Below are 18,805 nucleotides of genomic sequence, written 5' to 3' on the forward strand. Positions count from 1 at the left end.
GTAGGAGTGAGCCTGCTCGCGATAGCGCAGTGTCAGGCGACATGGCTGTGGCCGATACACCGCCATCGCGAGCAGGCTCACTCCCACAGGGTTATTCACATGATGATTTTTCAGTGAGCCTGGCCATGCCACGGCACCAGTTTGCGTTGCAGGGCGCGCAAGCCCATTTCCATGGCGAAGGCTATCAGCGCAATCACCAGAATCCCCAGCACCACCACATCGGTGACCAGGAACTGCGCGGCCGACTGCACCATGAACCCCAAACCACTGGTGGCGGCGATCAATTCGGCGGCGACCAGCGTCGACCAACCCACACCCAGGCCAATCCGCACACCGGTCAAAATATCCGGCAGCGCACTCGGCAGAATCACATGGCGAATCAACTGCGCCCGGGTCGCGCCCAACGACTGCGCGGCGCGCAATTTTGCCGGGTCGACGGTACGCACGCCGGTCGCCGTAGCGATGGCGATCGGGGCGAAGATCGCGAGGTAGATCAGCAAGACTTTCGACAGCTCACCGATGCCGCACCAGATCACGATCAGCGGCAGATAAGCCAGCGGTGGAATAGGGCGGTAGAACTCGATCAGCGGATCGAGAATGCCGCGAGCAATGCGGTTGTGGCCGATGGCGATTCCAACGGGCACGGCGGTCAGCACCGCGAAGCCCAGGCCCAGACCGATTCGGCTGAGGCTCGCGCCAAGGTGCTGCCACAACGTTGAATCCATGTAGCCGGTGGTCACCAGCAGCCAGCCTTTTTGCAGCACCGCGGACGGTGGCGGCAGGAACAGCGGCTCGATCATTCCAGTGGCGGTGACGGCCCACCAAATGGCAATGAGAGCGACCAGTGTCAGCATGCTGATCCAGCGCGTGTTCAAACTGCGACGCAGCGGGATTACCATCGAGCCCGGTTTCACCGTCGCGGCGGGAATTTCATAGCTGCTCATGCGCGCTCCTGCCGCTGGGCGGCGCTGCGTTGGGAGAACACTTTGGCGAGCACGTGTTCGCGGGTTTCGATAAAGCGCGGGTCGGACTTGATTGCCCGAGCGGACTCACCGGCGGCGTAACGCTGACCGAAATCCAGGCTCAGGCGTTCGACGATTTGCCCTGGATTCGGCGCCAGCAGAATCAGGTCCGTGGCGAGAAACACCGCTTCTTCGATGTCGTGAGTAATCAGAAAAACCGGTTTTGTGGTGCGCTGCCAGACTTGCAGCAACAGCTCCTGCATCTGTTCGCGGGTGAAGGCATCGAGGGCGCCGAAGGGTTCGTCCATCAGCAAAACCCGCGGATCAGCCGCCAGGGCACGGGCCAGGCCGACACGTTGCTTCTGCCCGCCTGAAAGCTGCCAGATCCGGCGGTTTTCGAAGCCGGAAAGGTCCACCAACGCGAGCATTTCCCGGGCGCGGAATTCACGTTTGTCTCGGGAAATGCCGGCCAGTTCCAGACCGAAACCGACGTTGGCCAGCACGTCCTGCCAGGGCAGCAGGGCATCGTCCTGGAACACCACGCCGCGTTCGGCGCTCGGGCCTTTGACCGGCACGCCATCGAGGGTGATGCGCCCGGCGCTGGGCTCGACGAAACCGGCAATCAGGTTCAACAGCGAAGTCTTGCCACTGCCGGACGGGCCGAGGGCGACCAGCAATTGCCGGGGCCCAAGGCTCAGGGAAATATCCGCCAGTACCGGTTCGGCGGCGCCGGGGTACTGTGCGCTGATGCGCTCCAGCTGAAGCAAAGCCATCGCAGTTAACTCCGATCAGTTGGTGATGTACTTGGCGCTGACGTAAGGGGCGTAATCGGGCAGTACGGCGTCAACCTTGCCTTGTTCTTTCAGGAACGCGGCGGTGTCGGTGATGGCCTTGGTGGTCGGCGCGCCGAGGGTGATCACCTGATCTGCCGCCAGCGGGAAGACGTTGCCTTGCAGCAGCAATGGGATGTCGCTGGCCTTGGCGCCGGAGAGTTTCACCAGTTTGTCGACGTTGGATTGATTGGCGAGCCAGGCTTTCGGGTCTTTGCGGTAGTCGGCGTAGGCATCGAGGGTCACTTTGGCGAACGCGGTGACGATTTCCGGGTGCTTCTCGGCGAAGTCTTTACGCACGATCCACGCATCGAAGGTCGGCGCGCCGAACTTGGCCAGTTCGCCGGAGGTGATCAGCACTTTGCCGTTTTCCTTGGCCACTCCGAGGGCTGGGTCCCACACGTAAGTGGCGTCGATGTCACCGCGTTTCCACGCGGCAATGATGGCTGGCGGGGCAAGGTTGAGGACGGTGACCTTCGAGGGGTCGATGTTCCAGTGCTTCAGTGCGGCCAACAGGCTGTAGTGGCCGGTGGAAACGAACGGCACGGCGATCTTCTTGCCGATCAGGTCCTGCGGGGTTTTGATCCCTGAACCGTCGCGGGCCACCAGGGCTTCAGCGGCGCCGATCTGCGTGGCGATGAGGAAGGTTTCTACCGGGACTTTGCGAGTGATTGCCGCCGTCAGGGGGCTGGAGCCGAGGTAGCCGATCTGCACGTCGCCGGAAGCGATGGCGGCGATGATGTCGGCGCCGTTGTCGAATTTGCGCCAGTCGATTTTGGCGTTGGTGGCTTTCTCGTACGCGCCGTCGGCCTGGGCGACTTTCGCCGGGTCTACGGTGGTCTGGTAGGCGACGGTGACGTCAGCCGCCTGGGCAAAGAAACTCACCGCAGCCAGAGACGCGGCGGCCAGGAGGCGAAGGGGGAAAGTCAGTTTCATTGAGAAGCTCCTTTTCAGACGACCGAGAGGCGGCGTGAAAAGAAGACTAAATGATCTAAGAATCCGAAAATAAATAACTTTTTCGAATGAGCTTATGAGCGGAAAATTCTAAGCAGGTACCCTGTGGCGAGGGGGCTTGCCCCCGTTGGACTGCGTAGCAGTCCCAAAACCGACACCCCCCATATTTCGGAAAAACCGAGTCGCCTGCATTACGACTGCTTCGCAGCCGGACGGGGGCAAGCCCCCTCGCCACAGGGGACTTGCACTGGGAGATTAGTTGCTGATCGCCAGAATGCTCGCCTGATACGACCCGACAAACACATCGAAATCGCCGACTTCGTTCTGCTCCAGCTCAATCTGCTCGGCCAGCGACGAACGCGCCCGCTCTTCAAATTTCGCCTGGTCCTCGCTTGAAAGCGGCTCGCTGCGGAAAAACTCCGCATGCACCTGGCTCTGACGCAGGGAGAACTGAGCAAAGCTCTCCTTGTGCTCAGCCATCGCCGCCAGCACCTGGGCCGATGGTGTCAGGGATGGATCCTTGACCTTGGCCAGTTGGGCATCCAGCGCCTTGCTATGCGCGTCGCCGCCATGACTCTGATCCAGCATCGCCGCCAGGGGTGCAATCTTCTCCAGCAACTCGCTGGCCCACTCTTTCAGGTCCACCGGATGGCCGTCGCGTTGCAGTTGCAGGCCCGGACGGCGACCTTCCTTGACCACGCTGAGGAAGTTCGAGGTCGCGTTGCTGCACGAGGTATTGGTCAGCAGCGGGCTGTCGTTCAGCGCGCAATACAGCAGGAATGCGTCGAGGAACCGCGACTCCGGCAGGTCGATGCCCATCGGCAGGAACGGGTTGATGTCCAGGCAACGCACTTCGACGTACTGAATGCCGCGAGCCACCAGCGCCTGGATCGGCCGTTCGCCGGTGTAAGTCACGCGTTTCGGGCGGATGTTGGAGTAGTACTCGTTTTCGATCTGCAGGATGTTGGTGTTGAGCTGAACCCACTCACCGTCCTGGTGCGTGCCTATTTCGACGTAGGGCGCGTAAGGCGTGGCGACCGCTTTGCGCAGGCTGTCGGTGTAGCTCGCCAGATCGTTGTAGCAAGGGGTCAAGCCGGCCTGGGCGTTGCTCTGGTAACCCAGGTCACTCATGCGCAGGCTGGTGGCGTACGGCAGGTACAAAGTGTCCGGGTCCAGTTGTTCCAACTGGTGCGAACGACCACGCAGAAAACCGGCGTCCAGCGCAGGCGAAGCACCGAACAGGTACATCAACAGCCAGCTGTAGCGGCGGAAGTTGCGGATCAGCGCGATGTAGGCCGACGACTGATAGTCGCGGTCGGTGCCGACAAAACCTTCAGCCTCTTTAAGCAGCGGCCAGAGCTTTTCCGGCAAGGAAAAGTTGTAGTGAATCCCGGCAATGCACTGCATGGTCTTGCCGTAGCGCAGGGCCAGGCCCTTGCGGTAGACGTACTTGAGCTGACCGATGTTGGAGGTGCCGTAATAGGCAATCGGGATGTCTTCCTCGGCCGGCAATGGGCACGGCATCGATGGACTCCACAGGTACTCGTTGCCGAGCTTGCTGTAGGCAAAACGGTGAATGCTGTCGAGGCTCGCCAGGGTGTCCGCCGGGTCGGGCAGGGCGGGCGTGATGAACTCCAGCAGCGACTCGGAATAGTCGGTGGTGATTTGTTCATTGGTCAGCGCGGAACCCAATGCTTCCGGGTGCGGCGTTTGCGCCAGGCGACCTTCACTGGTCACGCGCAGGCATTCACGTTCGATGCCGTGAAGGCACTGTTCGAGCAGAGAGAGGTTAGCGCGCTCGCCGAGCAGAGCCAGGCGGCGGTTGAGAAGTTCGCTCAAGTTGGATTCCTTCACGCGTCAGTCGCCCCAATATGGGGGTGGGCAAGACGGTCTACAAGGGTGAAGTTGAAACTGGCGTTTTCGCCTGGTTTTGGATCGCCACAATCCCTGTGGGAGCGGGCCGTGGCGAGGGGGCTTGCCCCCGTTTGAGTGCGTAGCACTCACAAGATCCTTGAACATCCGAGATTTTGGGGCTGCTTCGCAGCCCAACGGGGGCAAGCCCCCTCGCCACAGGCGCTCCCACAGGAAACACCGACGCTGCGGTCACAGCGTCGAAATTAACTCAAATCGATGGCATTCATCTACAGGACAGCGAACGTGCCTTGTGCTTTTGCGACGAGTTTGTCGCCTTGCATCACATCGGCTTCGACCACCAGCGTGCGGCGGCCCGGGTGGATCACCCGCGCCGTGCACATCACTTCACCGTCGGCGACGGCGCGAATGTAGTTGATCTTGCACTCGATGGTCGCGCTCTGCTGGTCAAAACCATGGGTGCTGGAACAGGCCAGCCCCATGGCAATGTCCACCAGGCTGAACAAGGCCCCGCCGTGCAGTTTGCCGCCGCGATTGCGCAGTTCTGGCGCAAGCCCCAGGGCGACTTGCGCCACCCCGGTTTCCAGGCTGTGCAAGCGACATCCCAGCAACTTGAAAAAAGCGCTTTCGGTCAGCCCGGCCGGGATCTCCATCAGCGTTTCTTCAACTGCTTGGCGTTGGCGAACAGCGAAGCCATGGCGTTGTTGGCCGGGGCCGCCGCCGTGGTTTCTTTACGCGGCGCGGTGTTCTGGGACTGGCGTGGCGCCGAACCCGGACGTGCACCACGGGCACCGTCGATTTTCTCGCCCGGTGTGTCGCTCATGCGCATCGACAGGCCAACGCGTTTGCGCGGGATGTCGACTTCCATGACCTTCACTTTCACCACGTCGCCGGCCTTCACCGCTTCACGCGGATCCTTGATGAACTTCTCCGAAAGCGCAGAGATATGCACCAAACCGTCCTGATGCACGCCGATGTCGACGAAAGCACCGAAGTTGGTCACGTTGGTCACCACGCCTTCGAGGATCATCCCCAGCTCCAGGTCCTTGAGGTCTTCGACGCCTTCCTGGAACTCGGCGGTCTTGAACTCGGGACGCGGGTCGCGGCCAGGTTTTTCCAGCTCTTGCAGGATGTCGGTGACCGTTGGCAGACCGAAGGTTTCGTCGGTGTACTTTTTCGGATCAAGACGCTTGAGGAAGCTGGCGTCGCCGATCAGCGAGCGAATATCGCGGTCGGTCTCAGCGGCGATGCGCTGGACCAGCGGATAGGCTTCCGGGTGAACCGCAGACGAATCCAGCGGGTTGTCACCGTTCATGACGCGCAGGAAGCCAGCGGCCTGTTCGAAGGTTTTCTCGCCCAGACGCGCGACTTTCTTCAACGCCGCACGGGTTTTGAACGCGCCGTGTTCGTCGCGGTGGCTGACGATGTTTTGCGCCAAGGTCGCGTTGAGGCCGGAGATACGGGCCAGCAGCGCCACGGAGGCAGTGTTGACGTCGACGCCCACGGCGTTTACGCAGTCTTCGACCACCGCGTCCAGGCCGCGTGCCAGTTTCAGCTGCGACACGTCGTGCTGGTACTGGCCGACGCCGATGGATTTCGGATCGATCTTCACCAGCTCAGCCAGTGGATCCTGCAGGCGACGGGCAATCGACACCGCGCCACGGATCGACACGTCGAGGTCCGGGAATTCCTTGGAGGCCAGTTCCGACGCCGAGTAAACCGATGCGCCGGCCTCGGAGACCATGACTTTGGTCATCTTCATGGCGGGGTATTTTTTGATCAGCTCAGCGGCCAGCTTGTCGGTTTCACGGCTGGCGGTGCCGTTGCCGATGGCGATCAGGTCCACGGCATGCTTGGCGCACAGGGCGGCCAGAATCGCGATGGTCTGGTCCCACTTGTTGTGCGGTACGTGCGGGTAAACCGTGGCGTGATCCAGCAGCTTGCCGGTGGAATCGACCACGGCCACCTTGCAACCGGTACGCAGGCCCGGGTCGAGCCCCAATGTGGCGCGAGGACCCGCCGGCGCCGACAGCAGCAAGTCGTGCAGGTTATGGGCGAACACGTTGATCGCTTCGGTTTCTGCGCCGTCGCGCAGTTCGCCCAGCAGGTCGGTTTCGAGGTGGGTGTAGAGCTTGACCTTCCAGGTCCAACGCACCACTTCGCCCAGCCATTTGTCGGCGGCGCGGTTCTGGTTCTGGATGCCGAATTGCTGGCCGATCATGCCTTCGCACGGGTGCATGGCGCCTGGCAATTCGTCGCCGACTTTCAGCGCCGAACTCAGAATGCCTTCGTTGCGGCCACGGAAAATCGCCAGCGCGCGGTGCGACGGCATGCTTTTGAGCGGTTCATCGTGTTCGAAGTAGTCGCGGAACTTGGCGCCTTCCTCTTCTTTGCCGGCGATGACGCGGGCGCTGAGGATGGCTTCCTGCTTGAGGTAGCTGCGCAGCTTGTCCAGCAGGCCGGCGTCTTCGGCGAAGCGTTCCATCAGGATGTACTTGGCGCCTTCGAGGGCGGCCTTGACATCGGCGACGCCTTTTTCGGCATCGACGAAGCGCGCGGCTTCAGCGTCTGGCGTCAGGGTCGGGTCGTTGAACAGGCCGTCGGCCAACTCGCCGAGGCCGGCTTCCAGGGCGATCTGGCCCTTGGTGCGGCGCTTCTGCTTGTACGGCAGGTACAAGTCTTCGAGGCGGGTCTTGGTGTCGGCGAGCTTGATGTCGCGTTCGAGTTGCGGGGTCAGTTTGCCCTGCTCTTGAATGCTGGCGAGGATGCTGATGCGCCGTTCGTCGAGTTCTCGCAGGTAGCGCAGACGCTCTTCCAGATGACGCAACTGGATGTCATCGAGGCTGCCGGTCACTTCTTTCCGGTAGCGGGCGATGAAAGGCACCGTGGAGCCTTCATCGAGTAGCGCGACGGCCGCTTCGACCTGTTGTGGGCGGACGCCGAGTTCCTCGGCGATGCGGCTGTTGATGCTGTCCATAAAACCACCTGACAAATTGTGAAAGCAGGCTCGCAGGCGCAGAGATAAGGCCTCGGCGAGTCTGGTTGAGCGGCCTGGCCTGCGCCGCTACCTGGATCAACAGGCATCCCGTTGACCCGTGAAATCGAACAATTACTGCCTGCGCCATGAAAATAAAAAACGGCCACCTACAGTAATGATCAGACGTTGCCTGACACAAAAGGCCGCGCATTATAACCAGCGTTCTGTCATTCGGGGGCATCGCAGGCTGTAGGCATAAGGGCCGGATTTGTGGCGATGAAGGAAAAATCTGCTAACAATGCACACGGTGCGTATAACGGCAGCTACGCCATAATGCGCGCCGAGATCAAAGGAGCATCTAATGAGCAGCACTGCAAACATTGCTGAAGGCGAAAAAATTCTTATTGTTGACGACGATCCAGGGCTGAGCAGCCTGCTGGAACGTTTTTTCGTCAGCAAGGGCTACCGCGCCCGCGCCGTCCCGAACACGGAACAAATGGATCGCCTGCTGGCGCGTGAAGTGTTCAACCTGGTCGTCCTCGACCTGATGCTGCCCGGCGAAGACGGCTTGACCGCTTGCCGCCGCCTGCGCACCGCGAACAACCAGATTCCGATCATCATGCTGACCGCCAAGGGCGATGAGCTGAGCCGCATCAAGGGCCTGGAACTGGGCGCCGACGATTACTTGGCCAAGCCGTTCAACCCGGACGAGCTGATGGCTCGTGTCAAAGCGGTCCTGCGTCGTCAGTCGGCTCCGGTACCGGGCGCTCCGGGCAGCGAAGACGAAAGCGTGACCTTCGGTGACTACGAACTGTCCCTGGCGACCCGCGAGCTCAAGCGCGGCGACGAAGTGCACATGCTCACCACCGGTGAATTTGCGGTGCTCAAGGCGTTGGTCATGAACGCCCGTCAGCCACTGACCCGCGACAAGCTGATGAACCTGGCCCGTGGCCGCGAGTGGGACGCCCTGGAGCGCTCCATCGACGTACAGATTTCACGCCTGCGCCGGATGATCGAGCCCGATCCGTCCAAGCCGCGTTACATCCAGACAGTCTGGGGCGTGGGTTACGTGTTCGTTCCGGATGGCGCCGCCACCAAGTGATCGGCGATTTGTAGGAGCGGGTCTTGCGGGCAACGGGTCAGATGACTTTGCTCGCAGACTCGCGATCCGCAATATGCGAGCATCGCTCGCTCCTGCAAGTGTGTAGCGGTTATCCATGAAAACCCCCGTTTGGTTCCCCCAGAGTTTCTTCTCCCGCACCCTTTGGCTGGTGCTGATCGTCGTGCTGTTCTCCAAGGCGCTGACCCTGGTTTATCTGTTGATGAACGAAGACGTGCTGGTGGACCGCCAATACAGCCACGGCGTCGCCCTGACGCTACGCGCCTATTGGGCGGCCGATGAAGAAAACCGCACGAAGATTGCCGATGCCGCGACCCTGATCCGGGTAGTCGGTGCTGGCGTGCCGGAAGGTGAGCAACACTGGCCTTACAGCGAGATCTATCAGCGGCAGATGCAGGCAGAGCTCGGTGCCGACACTGAAGTCCGATTGCGCATGCATTCGCCGCCGGCCCTGTGGGTTCGGGCGCCAAGCCTGGGTGATGGCTGGTTGAAAGTGCCGCTTTATCCGCATCCGTTGCGCGGCCAGAAAATCTGGAACGTACTCGGCTGGTTCCTCGCTATCGGCCTGCTGTCCACTGCCTCGGCGTGGATCTTCGTCAGCCAGCTCAATCAACCTTTGAAACGTCTGGTCTATGCCGCGAGGCAACTCGGCCAGGGCCGCAGTGTGCGTCTGCCGATCAGCGACACGCCAAGTGAAATGACCGAGGTTTACCGCGCCTTCAACCAGATGGCGGAAGACGTCGAGCAGGCCGGCCGCGAGCGCGAACTGATGCTCGCCGGGGTGTCGCACGACTTGCGCACGCCACTGACCCGTTTGCGGCTGTCCCTGGAGCTGATGGGCGACCACAGCGACCTGACGGACGATATGATCCGCGACATCGAAGACATGGACGCGATTCTCGACCAGTTCCTGGCGTTCATTCGCGATGGTCGTGACGAGTCGGTGGAAGAGGTGGACCTGAGTGATCTGGTGCGCGAAGTCGCGGCGCCATACAACCAGAACGAAGAGAAAGTGCGCCTGCGCCTGGAGCCGATCCAGCCGTTTCCATTGCGTCGGGTATCAATGAAGCGGCTGCTGAACAACCTGATTGGCAACGCCTTGCATCACGCGGGCAGCGGGGTTGAGGTGGCGGCTTATGTGTCCGGGGACACCAGCGCGCCGTATGTGGTGCTGAGTGTCATGGACCGTGGGGCGGGGATTGATCCGTCGGAGCTGGAGGCAATCTTCAACCCGTTTACGCGAGGTGATCGAGCCCGTGGCGGAAAGGGAACCGGGTTGGGGCTGGCGATCGTGAAGCGGATTGCTTCGATGCATGGCGGGAATGTTGAGTTGCGCAATCGGTCCGGTGGCGGGCTTGAAGCGCGGGTGCGGTTGCCGCTTGGGTTGATGCTGCCGCGGGATGCCGTCTAACCCGATCGTTCCCACGCTCTGCGTGGGAATGCCTCTTCGGACGCTCCGCGTTCGGCTCTGGAGGGGACGCGGAGCGTCCCGGGCTGCATTCCCACGCAGAGCGTGGGAACGATCACCGAGTCAGCTTCAGCCCTTGCCTTTGGTGCGCGTCATATTCGGCCCACCATTCTTCTCAAGATGCTCAATGATGATCCCCGCCACGTTCTTGCTGGTGGTGGTTTCAATCCCTTCAAGCCCCGGCGACGAATTCACTTCCATCACCAGCGGCCCGTGATTGGAACGCAGGATATCCACACCCGCCACCGCCAACCCCATGACCTTCGCCGCGCGCAACGCCGTCATGCGTTCTTCCGGTGTGATCTTGATCAGGCTGGCACTGCCGCCGCGATGCAGGTTGGAGCGAAACTCCCCGGGCTTGGCCTGGCGTTTCATCGCCGCGATCACCTTGTCGCCCACCACGAAGCAGCGAATGTCCGCGCCGCCGGCTTCCTTGATGTATTCCTGAACCATGATGTTCTGCTTCAGGCCCATGAAGGCCTCGATCACCGACTCCGCCGCCGTGGCCGTTTCACACAGCACCACGCCGATGCCCTGGGTGCCTTCCAGCACCTTGATCACCAGCGGCGCGCCGTTAACCATCTCGATCAAGTCGGGAATGTCATCCGGGGAGTGCGCAAAACCGGTGACCGGCAAACCGATCCCCCGGCGCGACAGCAATTGCAGGGATCGCAGTTTGTCCCGAGAACGGGCGATGGCCACCGATTCATTGAGTGGAAACACGCCCATCATTTCGAACTGACGCAACACCGCGCAGCCATAAAACGTCACCGACGCGCCGATCCGCGGGATCACCGCATCGAAACCCTCCAGCGGCTTGCCGCGGTAGTGGATCTGCGGCTTGTGGCTGGCGATGTTCATGTAGGCGCGCAAGGTGTCGATCACCACCATTTCATGGCCACGCTCGGTACCGGCTTCGACCAGACGACGGGTGGAATACAGACGCGGGTTCCGCGACAGCACAGCGATCTTCATGCAACACCTGTGGAGAAGGTAGATACCGGGAACACCGGCTTGTCTTGTACGTACTTGATGCCCGGATTGACCACCAACTGGCCGTCGATCAAGGCTTTGGAACCGAGTAACAGGCGATAACGCATGGACTTGCGGCAGGCGAGCGTGAATTCGACCCGCCAGACCCGATCACCGAGGGCCAGGGTAGTGCTGACCACGTAACGCATCTGCGCGTGGCCGTTGGAGCTTTTGATGGTTTTCATCGTCACCAGGGGGGCTTCGCAGCGCCGGTGACGCAGTTGCACCACCGTGCCCAAGTGAGCAGTAAAGCGCACCCACTGTTCCCCGTCGCGCTCGAACGGTTCGATATCAGTGGCATGCAGGCTGGAGGTGCTGGCGCCGGTGTCGATTTTTGCGCGCAGGCCTGCGACTCCCAAGTCTGGGAGCGCCACCCACTCGCGCAGACCGACAACGGTCAAATGGTCAAATGTCTTCAAAGGTGCTCAACCGGTAGAAACCGCTCAGGCCGCACGCGGCCGAATTCGCGGTATTCACGCAGAATAATGGGTAAAAGGCGACAGATATCTACGGCCCGGATTTCCAGCCCTCAAGGGAGGCGCTGGAACGTGTGCATTGTAATCCGAGCCGGCGTAATTCATGGCACGACAGAAACGGTAGTACAGTTCAGCAATATTTCAGAATGAGGAAATTCCATGGCACAAAAAAGCGAAGAGGACGACAAAGTCCGTCTCGATAAATGGTTGTGGGCCGCGCGTTTTTATAAAACACGCGCCTTGGCCAAGGCGGCGATTGAAAGCGGCAAGGTGCATTGCCGGGGCGAGCGCTGCAAACCGGGCAAGGAACCACGAATCGGCGACGAGTTTCAGATTCGTACTGGGTTCGAAGAGCGCACGGTGGTGGTTCAGGCGCTGTCGATCGTACGCCGTGGCGCGCCAGAGGCTCAGGCGCTCTATGCCGAAACCGACGCCAGCATCGCCAAGCGCGAGGCGGCTGCGGCCATGCGCAAGTCCGGTGCGCTGGGCGTGAGCACTGATGGCAAACCGAGCAAGAAGCAGCGACGGGATTTGTTCAAGTTTCGTGGAAGCAGTAACGACGAGTAAGTCAGTTAACTTCTGTATTGCCTGTGAAGCAGCCTTCGTCGGATCGCCGCCCGGAGCCAGTTCGCTCCCACAGGTACGCGCAGTCCTGGGAGCGAGACTTGCAATTGCCCAACCGTGTAGCCATATCGGGTTAATCGCCGGCAGCGCGTTGGATGGGTGAAAGTGCCATTCGTCGAAAACCACCCACAGCTGCTGAGCCGTAGGCCATAACCAGAAAGCCAGCAGCGCCAGAGGCAAGAAACTGCATAAGCGCCCCGGCATGCGTTCCACCTTGCTTGGAACAAACCCGGATTGTTCTTAAAATGCCGCTCACGGCTGAACATCGCGCACCAAAACGGTGCTGCAGAGACGCAATTTCTCGCTGTCAGAAATCATTTTGTCATTACCTCAGATACCCAGACCTATGACCGATCTACCGGATACCGACTACACCCAACGCTTCATCTTCGATGACAGCGACACCCGCGGCGAGCTGGTGGCGTTGGAGCGTAGCTACGCCGAAGTCCTCGCTAAACACCCGTACCCGGAGCCGGTGGCACAACTGCTCGGCGAACTGATGGCGGCGGCGTCGTTGTTGGTCGGCACCTTGAAGTTCGATGGCTTGCTGATTCTCCAGGCCCGTTCCGATGGCCCGATCCCGCTGCTGATGATCGAATGCTCCAGCGAGCGCGAAATCCGTGGCCTGGCCCGATACGAAGCCGACCAGATCGCCCCCGACGCGACCCTCGCCGACCTGATGCCCAACGGCGTATTGGCGCTGACCGTCGACCCGACCCAAGGCAAGCGTTATCAGGGCATCGTCGACCTCGACGGCGCAACCCTGTCGGAGTGCTTCACCAACTACTTCGTGATGTCGCAACAAGTCGGCACGCGTTTCTGGTTGTACGCCGATGGTCGTCGCGCCCGTGGCCTGCTGCTGCAGCAACTGCCTGCTGATCGGTTGAAAGATGAAGAAGAACGCGCCGCCAGCTGGCAGCACCTCACCGCGCTGGCCAGCACCCTGACCGCCGATGAATTGCTGAGCCTGGACAACGAAACCATCCTCCATCGGCTCTACCACGAAGAGCAGGTTCGTCTGTTCGATGTGCAGAAATTGCGCTTCCGTTGCAGCTGCTCGCGCGAACGTTCTGCCAATGCGCTGGTCAGTTTGGGTCTGGAAGATGCCCAGTCGCTCGTGATCGAACATGGCGGCAACATTGAGATCGACTGTCAGTTTTGCAACGAGCGCTACCTGTTCGATGCCGCCGATATCGCTCAATTATTCGCTGGAGCGGGTGTCGATACACCGTCAGATACCCGGCACTAAAACGGTTCAGCGCAGGTAAATTCACTGGTTTGTGCCGGAATAACGCCGTTCTGACGGGAGGGCCCTACTATTTTTGGGCTTTTCTGGCATAATCCGGCCCACTTTTTGTCGCGGTAGTAGTGCACGACTTTCTACTACAAAACGTTTGGAGCACACTCGGCCAATGGCCGACGGGGAATCTCATGACGCAAGCCAATAACGCCGTGTACACCGATCTGAGTGTTGATGATCTGGTAAAAGAAGCTCTGAGTCGCGGTGAGGGCGAGCTTGCCGATACCGGCGCGCTGGTTGTTCGCACCGGTCACCGCACCGGCCGCTCGCCAGTCGATCGTTTCATCGTTGACGAACCGTCCACCTCGGCTTCCATCGCCTGGGGCCCGATCAACCGCAAGTTCCCGGCCGACAAGTTCGATGCCCTGTGGGACCGCGTTGAAGCGTTCAACAACGCGCAAGATCATTTCGTTTCCCATGTGCATGTAGGTGCGTCCGAAGACCACTACCTGGCCGTGAAGATGACCACCCAGACTGCCTGGCAGAACCTGTTCGGCCGTTGCCTGTTCATCAACCCGCAAAAGTACAACCCGGCTGGCCGTGATGAGTGGCAAGTGCTCAACGTTGCCAACTTCGAGTGCGTGCCAGAGCGTGACGGCACCAACTCCGACGGTTGCGTGATCCTTAACTTCGCTCAGAAGAAAGTGCTGATCGCCGGCATGCGTTACGCCGGTGAAATGAAGAAAGCCATGTTCTCGGTGCAGAACTACCTGCTGCCGGCTGCCGACGTACTGCCAATGCACTGCGCCGCCAACATCGGCGAAGCGGGCGACGTGACCCTGTTCTTCGGTCTGTCCGGCACCGGCAAAACCACCCTGTCCGCCGATGAAAGCCGTTACCTGATCGGTGACGACGAGCACGGCTGGGGTGAAGGCGTTGTCTTCAACATCGAAGGCGGCTGCTACGCCAAATGCATCGACTTGTCCGAGAAGAACGAGCCGGTCATCTGGAAAGCCATCAAGCACGGCGCAGTCCTGGAAAACGTCGTTATCGACGACGCCAAGCACGCCGATTACACCGATGTCAGCCTGACCCAGAACAGCCGCGCCGCCTACCCGCTGGAGCACGTTGCCAAGCGCTCCGAGAAAAACCTCGGTGGCGAGCCAAACGCTGTGATCTTCCTGACCTGCGACCTGACCGGCGTGCTGCCGCCAGTGTCGATCCTCAGCGAAGAACAAGCGGCCTACCACTTCCTGTCCGGCTACACCGCACTGGTGGGCTCGACCGAAATGGGTTCCGGCAGCGGCATCAAATCGACCTTCTCCACCTGCTTCGGCGCACCGTTCTTCCCGCGTCCGGCCGGCGAATACGCAGAACTGCTGATCAAGCGCATCCGCGGCTTCGGCTCCAAGGTCTACCTGGTCAACACCGGCTGGACCGGCGGCGGCTACGGCGTCGGCAAACGCTTCAACATCCCGACCACTCGCGGCGTGATCGCAGCGATCCAGAGCGGCGCGTTGATCGGCGTTGAAACCGAGCACCTCGACACCATCAACCTCGACGTGCCACTGGCCGTACCGGGCGTTGAAACCGGCCTGTTGAACCCACGCAACACCTGGGCTGACAAGGCTGCTTACGATGAAGCGGCTAAAGCACTGGCTGGGTTGTTTGTTGAAAACTTCAAGAAGTTTGAAGTGAGCGACGCGATCAAGGCTGCTGGGCCTAAGCTGTAAGGCTTGGATTTAGCGAATGAAAAAGCCGCCCTTCGGGGCGGCTTTTTTATATCAAAAAAAACATGCATCAAGTCTTGGCATAACGAAACCGACCTTTTATTTCTTCGGCTAAGAACTGCCCCTTGGAAGGTGCATTTCTCAACGCATCAAATACATTCTGAGGCACATCAAAGTAATCATACAAACTTCCGTTTTTGAACTCTACTTTCAAAACGCTTGTGTTTTCATCAAAGCCGATCCGGGCTAAGTTAGAAGACTCTGGTGTAGATTGCCATTCCATTTCTCACTCTCCTTGTTCATTTGACGTGTCTGCAGCAGGATTTGTTGCAGGGGATTGATGCTCATAGTGCGGAGTCTGTTTTCGCCATTGTCTAACCATCGCAGAGTAATCGTTAGGGTCACGGCGTTGTCCCCAACCTGCGGGTCCTTCATAAGCGATTTGGTTTTGATCGAGTAAGCTTCTTACTACCACCTTTGGATCAACGCTATCCGGTCGACGATTGGGCGGAGGGGGTGTAATTAAGGTGCGTACAGGCAGGCTTACTGCTTCGCCAACAATAATGGCCTCGCCAGTTCTCAGAACGGGCAGCATATCAAATAATCCCTTCAAGTTGTCGGAAGCTGCACTGGATATATGTCCGCGATCAACTTCGTTCGATAATCTAAGGGCGAAAATAGTGCCACATTGCGAAAGTATGGTGGAGTCAATTTCAGAAGGGCGTTGACTTACAATCATCATTCCGACTCCGTACTTACGACCCTCTTTAGCTATTTTCCTTACGGCGGCAGCCGCCATGCCTGAGTTTTCTTTGGATAAGTAAGTGTGAGCTTCTTCTAAAACTAACAATAAAGGACGCTCGCGGCCACCTTCGGGTAAGTTTCTCGACCAAAAAATCGCATCATACAAAACACGTAAAAGCGCTCCAATAAGATCATTGAGAATAGAAGAAGGGATTCCGGATAGGTCGAGTATAGTTATCGGGGTTGGTCCTCCAATCCAGCTCTGAAGAACCATATCCAGATCGGAAGCTGTTCTGCCATCAATGTTAGGGAGCCAGTCTCCAGGGTTGAATATAAACGCTAGCCTAGGGTCTCGTAACTTTGAGGCTAGCCCTGCGAGTGGTTGCTTCATGCCAATAGCATCTCTGCTCAACTGCACTCGCTCGTTTGCAGGTCCAGTTGTTTTGACTGTTCGGTAGAGTGGTGGAGTAACCGACATCGCATCGCCCAATTCAACAGGCGTTCCTAAAGCGTCTAAAACATAGGCTGGATCAACTTCGTCGGTGGCACCGCCGGGTCTTGGGATGAGCGTTAAGTGTTCGCGCTTATGGAGTTCAAACCAAAGCTTGTGTAAACAGAACGGAGTGGGGGTATCGACGGTAACTTGCGATATATCAACTCCATTTCGAGGTTGGCTTACTAGGCTTTCTTTTTTTAGTTGCACTACAAAGTCGGCCACACTTGACGAGTGAGTGTCTGATAATTTTCCAAATGCTAGTGTGGTGAATTCTTCAAAGCTTAATGCCCAAAATGGTATGTAAAGTGATGATCGCGCTCTAGCTATGTCACCCGAAATAGAGAAAACAGACGCTTTATCTGATAGCGCACGTGAGTACTCTCCGTGGATATCTAATACTACGATCCTTGCGGAAGGGTAGCGCTCGCTATCAGACAAGGCACTAAGTAGTCCCGCTACGGTTGTAGATTTTCCTGAGCCCGTAGTGCCCACAACTGCAGAGTGGCGCGTAACTAGCTTGTTTATATTTATTAACGATGGAATGGACTCAGCGCTCGCTAGGTGCCCCACGGAAACAAAGTCTTGAGGCTCACCTGCACCGTAGATTGCTAATAGGTCTGCTTCGGTGACGATATGTACTCGATCTTCAATCGTGGGATGTTGTGAAATCCCTCGCTCAAATTTTCCTCCTCTTTGACCTTCGCCAACCATCTGTACTGTGACCCAACGATTTCCGTAGATTTTTTTATCTTGCTCGCCGGAGGGGGCCGCTCCTGCTCCTACTTGAGATACAACACCATATAGGTCAACAAATCCCAGTGGAATACGTACGAAACTACCAATTTGCCCTATGCGATATCCTTCCCCATGCACGAAGCCAAGGCCTGTAACTGTGTCATTACTAAGTTCAACAGTTATAGTTGCTCCGTGTACATCTTGAACTGTTCCAATAAAGGTCGGGTCACGGAGCATTTTGAGTCACCTGGTCGTCTCCAGTCCATGCAAGTTGGCGAGCGAGAAAGTCTCCAAAATATTTAAAGTCTCCAAGTTTGAACTCACTAGAGATTTCTTCCGGTGCTGCAGGATTATTTTGGCGCTTTATGACGCTGACGTTATGAAGTGGATGGTCCCTCTGTTCCTCAGTTTTCCAAGACTTATCTAAAGTGCCAAGCACTGCACCGTCGGCAGCCAATAAACTTAAGTTTGGGTGCTTGGCTGCTTTGCTTATTGCTTCGGGATAGTCGGCTCTATTGCCGAATAAAAGCCCAAAGCATATAGCTGTTGGATTGCTACGTAGTCCATGTAATATAACTTCGTTCAGATGTTGGTCAGCAAAAGAATATCCACAGGTTATTAAAACTGCTTGCCCTCTACCAAGGAATGATCTCAGTCTATCTTGCATCGCAAGATATGGCATTCTACGGCTTTGGTCATATTTAAGGTGGGACGGATAGATCATTTGCCTGTCTTCATCACTAGATGCTTCGCGACGAATAACCTCTTCACTTTCCGTCCGCCACCAATTTACCGAGCCATGCAGTTTCCATAGCCTTGCCCATCTAGGAGGCAGAGATTCATTTTCTATAGATGTAAGGTCGAAGAAAGCATTTTTTGACCCAACAAACCCATCAAAGTATGGGATTTTGTGCATTTCTAGGGCTTGCTCAACCAACAAATCGTAGTTTGGGGTGAATATTTCGATTGGGTGCTCACGTTTAATTCCCCCTATCCATGTTGCGAGCTGGTGGTAAGGTGTTTTTTTTGTCGGAAGATCAACGCCTACCTCGGCAGTGGTCAACCTGCAAATCTCTTTGTCCAACGCAGCTAGTGATGATTTGGTCAGCCCATCAATATTCCCCTCTCTAACAACATCTTGAAGAGCACGGATATGGGTCAAAATATCTTCTAATGTTGGGTTGGCTGGAATTCCATCTTTAAATCTATTCATCAAAATAGAGTAGTCACCTTCAAACTCTCCAGGCGTGCTCAATTTTTCATGAATCAGAGTAGTTAATCCTCTTATATCGGGAATAAGTGGTTTTGTGCTGGATGATGGTGGGTCGGTAGGTAAGCGTATCGAGACCGGGCACCCCGCTCCGAGGAGGAAGGCTATACGCATTTTATCGGGGGCCAATGCTTGCTGGAGAAGAATGGATTGTCTGTACGGGCAATGAGGAACTGCTGTCATGAGATTTTCAATCCGTTGGTTATCTCGAGGTTCGCATCACTCCACGAGATTGGGTTGCTCGAGACTAGTCCTGATGGCGGGCGTTTGCCAGT

Annotated in this window: 16 protein-coding genes and 1 pseudogene; 5 read left to right on the plus strand and 12 right to left on the minus strand. The window is 58.0% G+C overall.

The features are described from left to right. Positions 1-110 precede the first annotated feature (110 nt). From tauC to BLW70_RS06385, 6 genes are all read right to left on the minus strand, one after another. Positions 111-944, minus strand: coding sequence for a taurine ABC transporter permease TauC (gene tauC / locus BLW70_RS06360; protein ID WP_074872545.1), 834 nt, complete (start codon positions 942-944; stop codon positions 111-113). Further along, positions 941-1,735 carry a taurine ABC transporter ATP-binding subunit gene (gene tauB, locus BLW70_RS06365; protein WP_074872547.1) on the minus strand — a complete coding sequence of 265 codons (795 nt, stop codon included), beginning with the start codon at positions 1,733-1,735 and terminating at the stop codon, positions 941-943. Before tauB ends, tauC begins: the two co-directional genes overlap by 4 nt. Positions 1,736-1,750: 15 nt before the next feature. Beyond that, positions 1,751-2,728, minus strand: a complete 978-nt coding sequence (gene tauA, locus BLW70_RS06370) for a taurine ABC transporter substrate-binding protein (RefSeq protein ID WP_074872549.1) — start codon at positions 2,726-2,728, stop codon at positions 1,751-1,753. Positions 2,729-3,001: 273 nt separating this feature from the next. Then, a complete protein-coding gene (gene gshA / locus BLW70_RS06375; protein WP_074872551.1) occupies positions 3,002-4,585 on the minus strand; it encodes a glutamate--cysteine ligase in 1,584 nt (527 codons plus the stop codon). A gap of 302 nt (positions 4,586-4,887) precedes the next feature. After that, positions 4,888-5,271 carry a PaaI family thioesterase gene (locus tag BLW70_RS06380; RefSeq protein WP_007903088.1) on the minus strand — a complete coding sequence of 128 codons (384 nt, stop codon included), beginning with the start codon at positions 5,269-5,271 and terminating at the stop codon, positions 4,888-4,890. After that, positions 5,271-7,595, minus strand: coding sequence for a Tex family protein (locus tag BLW70_RS06385; protein ID WP_074872553.1), 2,325 nt, complete (start codon positions 7,593-7,595; stop codon positions 5,271-5,273). Before BLW70_RS06385 ends, BLW70_RS06380 begins: the two co-directional genes overlap by 1 nt. Before the next feature lie 361 nt (positions 7,596-7,956). On the opposite strand from BLW70_RS06385, the gene ompR reads away from it, so the two are divergent. Together ompR and BLW70_RS06395 are read left to right on the plus strand one after the other, a co-directional pair. Next, positions 7,957-8,697 carry an osmolarity response regulator transcription factor OmpR gene (gene ompR, locus BLW70_RS06390; protein WP_008149284.1) on the plus strand — a complete coding sequence of 247 codons (741 nt, stop codon included), beginning with the start codon at positions 7,957-7,959 and terminating at the stop codon, positions 8,695-8,697. A 115-nt stretch (positions 8,698-8,812) separates the two neighbouring features. After that, complete coding sequence (locus tag BLW70_RS06395) at positions 8,813-10,126, plus strand: ATP-binding protein (protein WP_074872555.1); 1,314 nt, start codon at positions 8,813-8,815, stop codon at positions 10,124-10,126. Positions 10,127-10,252: 126 nt separating this feature from the next. Here BLW70_RS06395 and rimK read toward each other — a convergent pair whose 3' ends face one another. Further along, on the minus strand, positions 10,253-11,158 hold the full coding sequence (gene rimK, locus BLW70_RS06400) for a 30S ribosomal protein S6--L-glutamate ligase (protein WP_008149287.1): 906 nt from the start codon (positions 11,156-11,158) through the stop codon (positions 10,253-10,255). After that, on the minus strand, positions 11,155-11,634 hold the full coding sequence (rimB, locus tag BLW70_RS06405) for a retropepsin-like aspartic endopeptidase RimB (RefSeq protein ID WP_074872557.1): 480 nt from the start codon (positions 11,632-11,634) through the stop codon (positions 11,155-11,157). Before rimB ends, rimK begins: the two co-directional genes overlap by 4 nt. A 216-nt stretch (positions 11,635-11,850) precedes the next feature. Between rimB and BLW70_RS06410 the strand changes: the two genes are divergently transcribed. Further along, entirely contained in the window at positions 11,851-12,258 is a 408-nt protein-coding gene (locus BLW70_RS06410; protein ID WP_074872559.1) for an RNA-binding S4 domain-containing protein, read from the plus strand. Positions 12,259-12,345: 87 nt separating this feature from the next. Here the strand turns inward: BLW70_RS06410 and BLW70_RS30995 are convergent. Beyond that, positions 12,346-12,581: pseudogene (locus BLW70_RS30995) on the minus strand (hypothetical protein); the annotation flags it as partial. Positions 12,582-12,661: 80 nt separating this feature from the next. On the opposite strand from BLW70_RS30995, the gene hslO reads away from it, so the two are divergent. Continuing rightward, the gene (gene hslO, locus BLW70_RS06420) at positions 12,662-13,564 is read left to right on the plus strand and encodes an Hsp33 family molecular chaperone HslO (protein ID WP_074872561.1); all 903 of its coding nucleotides are present in this window, start codon (positions 12,662-12,664) and stop codon (positions 13,562-13,564) included. 182 nt (positions 13,565-13,746) lie between these two features. Further along, on the plus strand, positions 13,747-15,288 hold the full coding sequence (locus tag BLW70_RS06425) for a phosphoenolpyruvate carboxykinase (RefSeq protein ID WP_074872562.1): 1,542 nt from the start codon (positions 13,747-13,749) through the stop codon (positions 15,286-15,288). A 67-nt stretch (positions 15,289-15,355) separates the two neighbouring features. Here BLW70_RS06425 and BLW70_RS30915 read toward each other — a convergent pair whose 3' ends face one another. From BLW70_RS30915 to BLW70_RS06435, 3 genes are read right to left on the minus strand one after another with little or no spacing between them, the layout of a single operon-like run. Continuing rightward, positions 15,356-15,568 carry a KTSC domain-containing protein gene (locus BLW70_RS30915; RefSeq protein ID WP_083383336.1) on the minus strand — a complete coding sequence of 71 codons (213 nt, stop codon included), beginning with the start codon at positions 15,566-15,568 and terminating at the stop codon, positions 15,356-15,358. Between the two features lie 3 nt (positions 15,569-15,571). After that, the gene (locus BLW70_RS06430) at positions 15,572-17,497 is read right to left on the minus strand and encodes an ATP-binding protein (protein WP_083383338.1); all 1,926 of its coding nucleotides are present in this window, start codon (positions 17,495-17,497) and stop codon (positions 15,572-15,574) included. After that, positions 17,487-18,713 carry an SIR2 family protein gene (locus BLW70_RS06435; RefSeq protein WP_074872564.1) on the minus strand — a complete coding sequence of 409 codons (1,227 nt, stop codon included), beginning with the start codon at positions 18,711-18,713 and terminating at the stop codon, positions 17,487-17,489. Before BLW70_RS06435 ends, BLW70_RS06430 begins: the two co-directional genes overlap by 11 nt. Positions 18,714-18,805 lie beyond the last annotated feature (92 nt).

The organism is Pseudomonas frederiksbergensis (genome assembly GCF_900105495.1).
Taxonomy (GTDB): domain Bacteria; phylum Pseudomonadota; class Gammaproteobacteria; order Pseudomonadales; family Pseudomonadaceae; genus Aquipseudomonas; species Aquipseudomonas frederiksbergensis.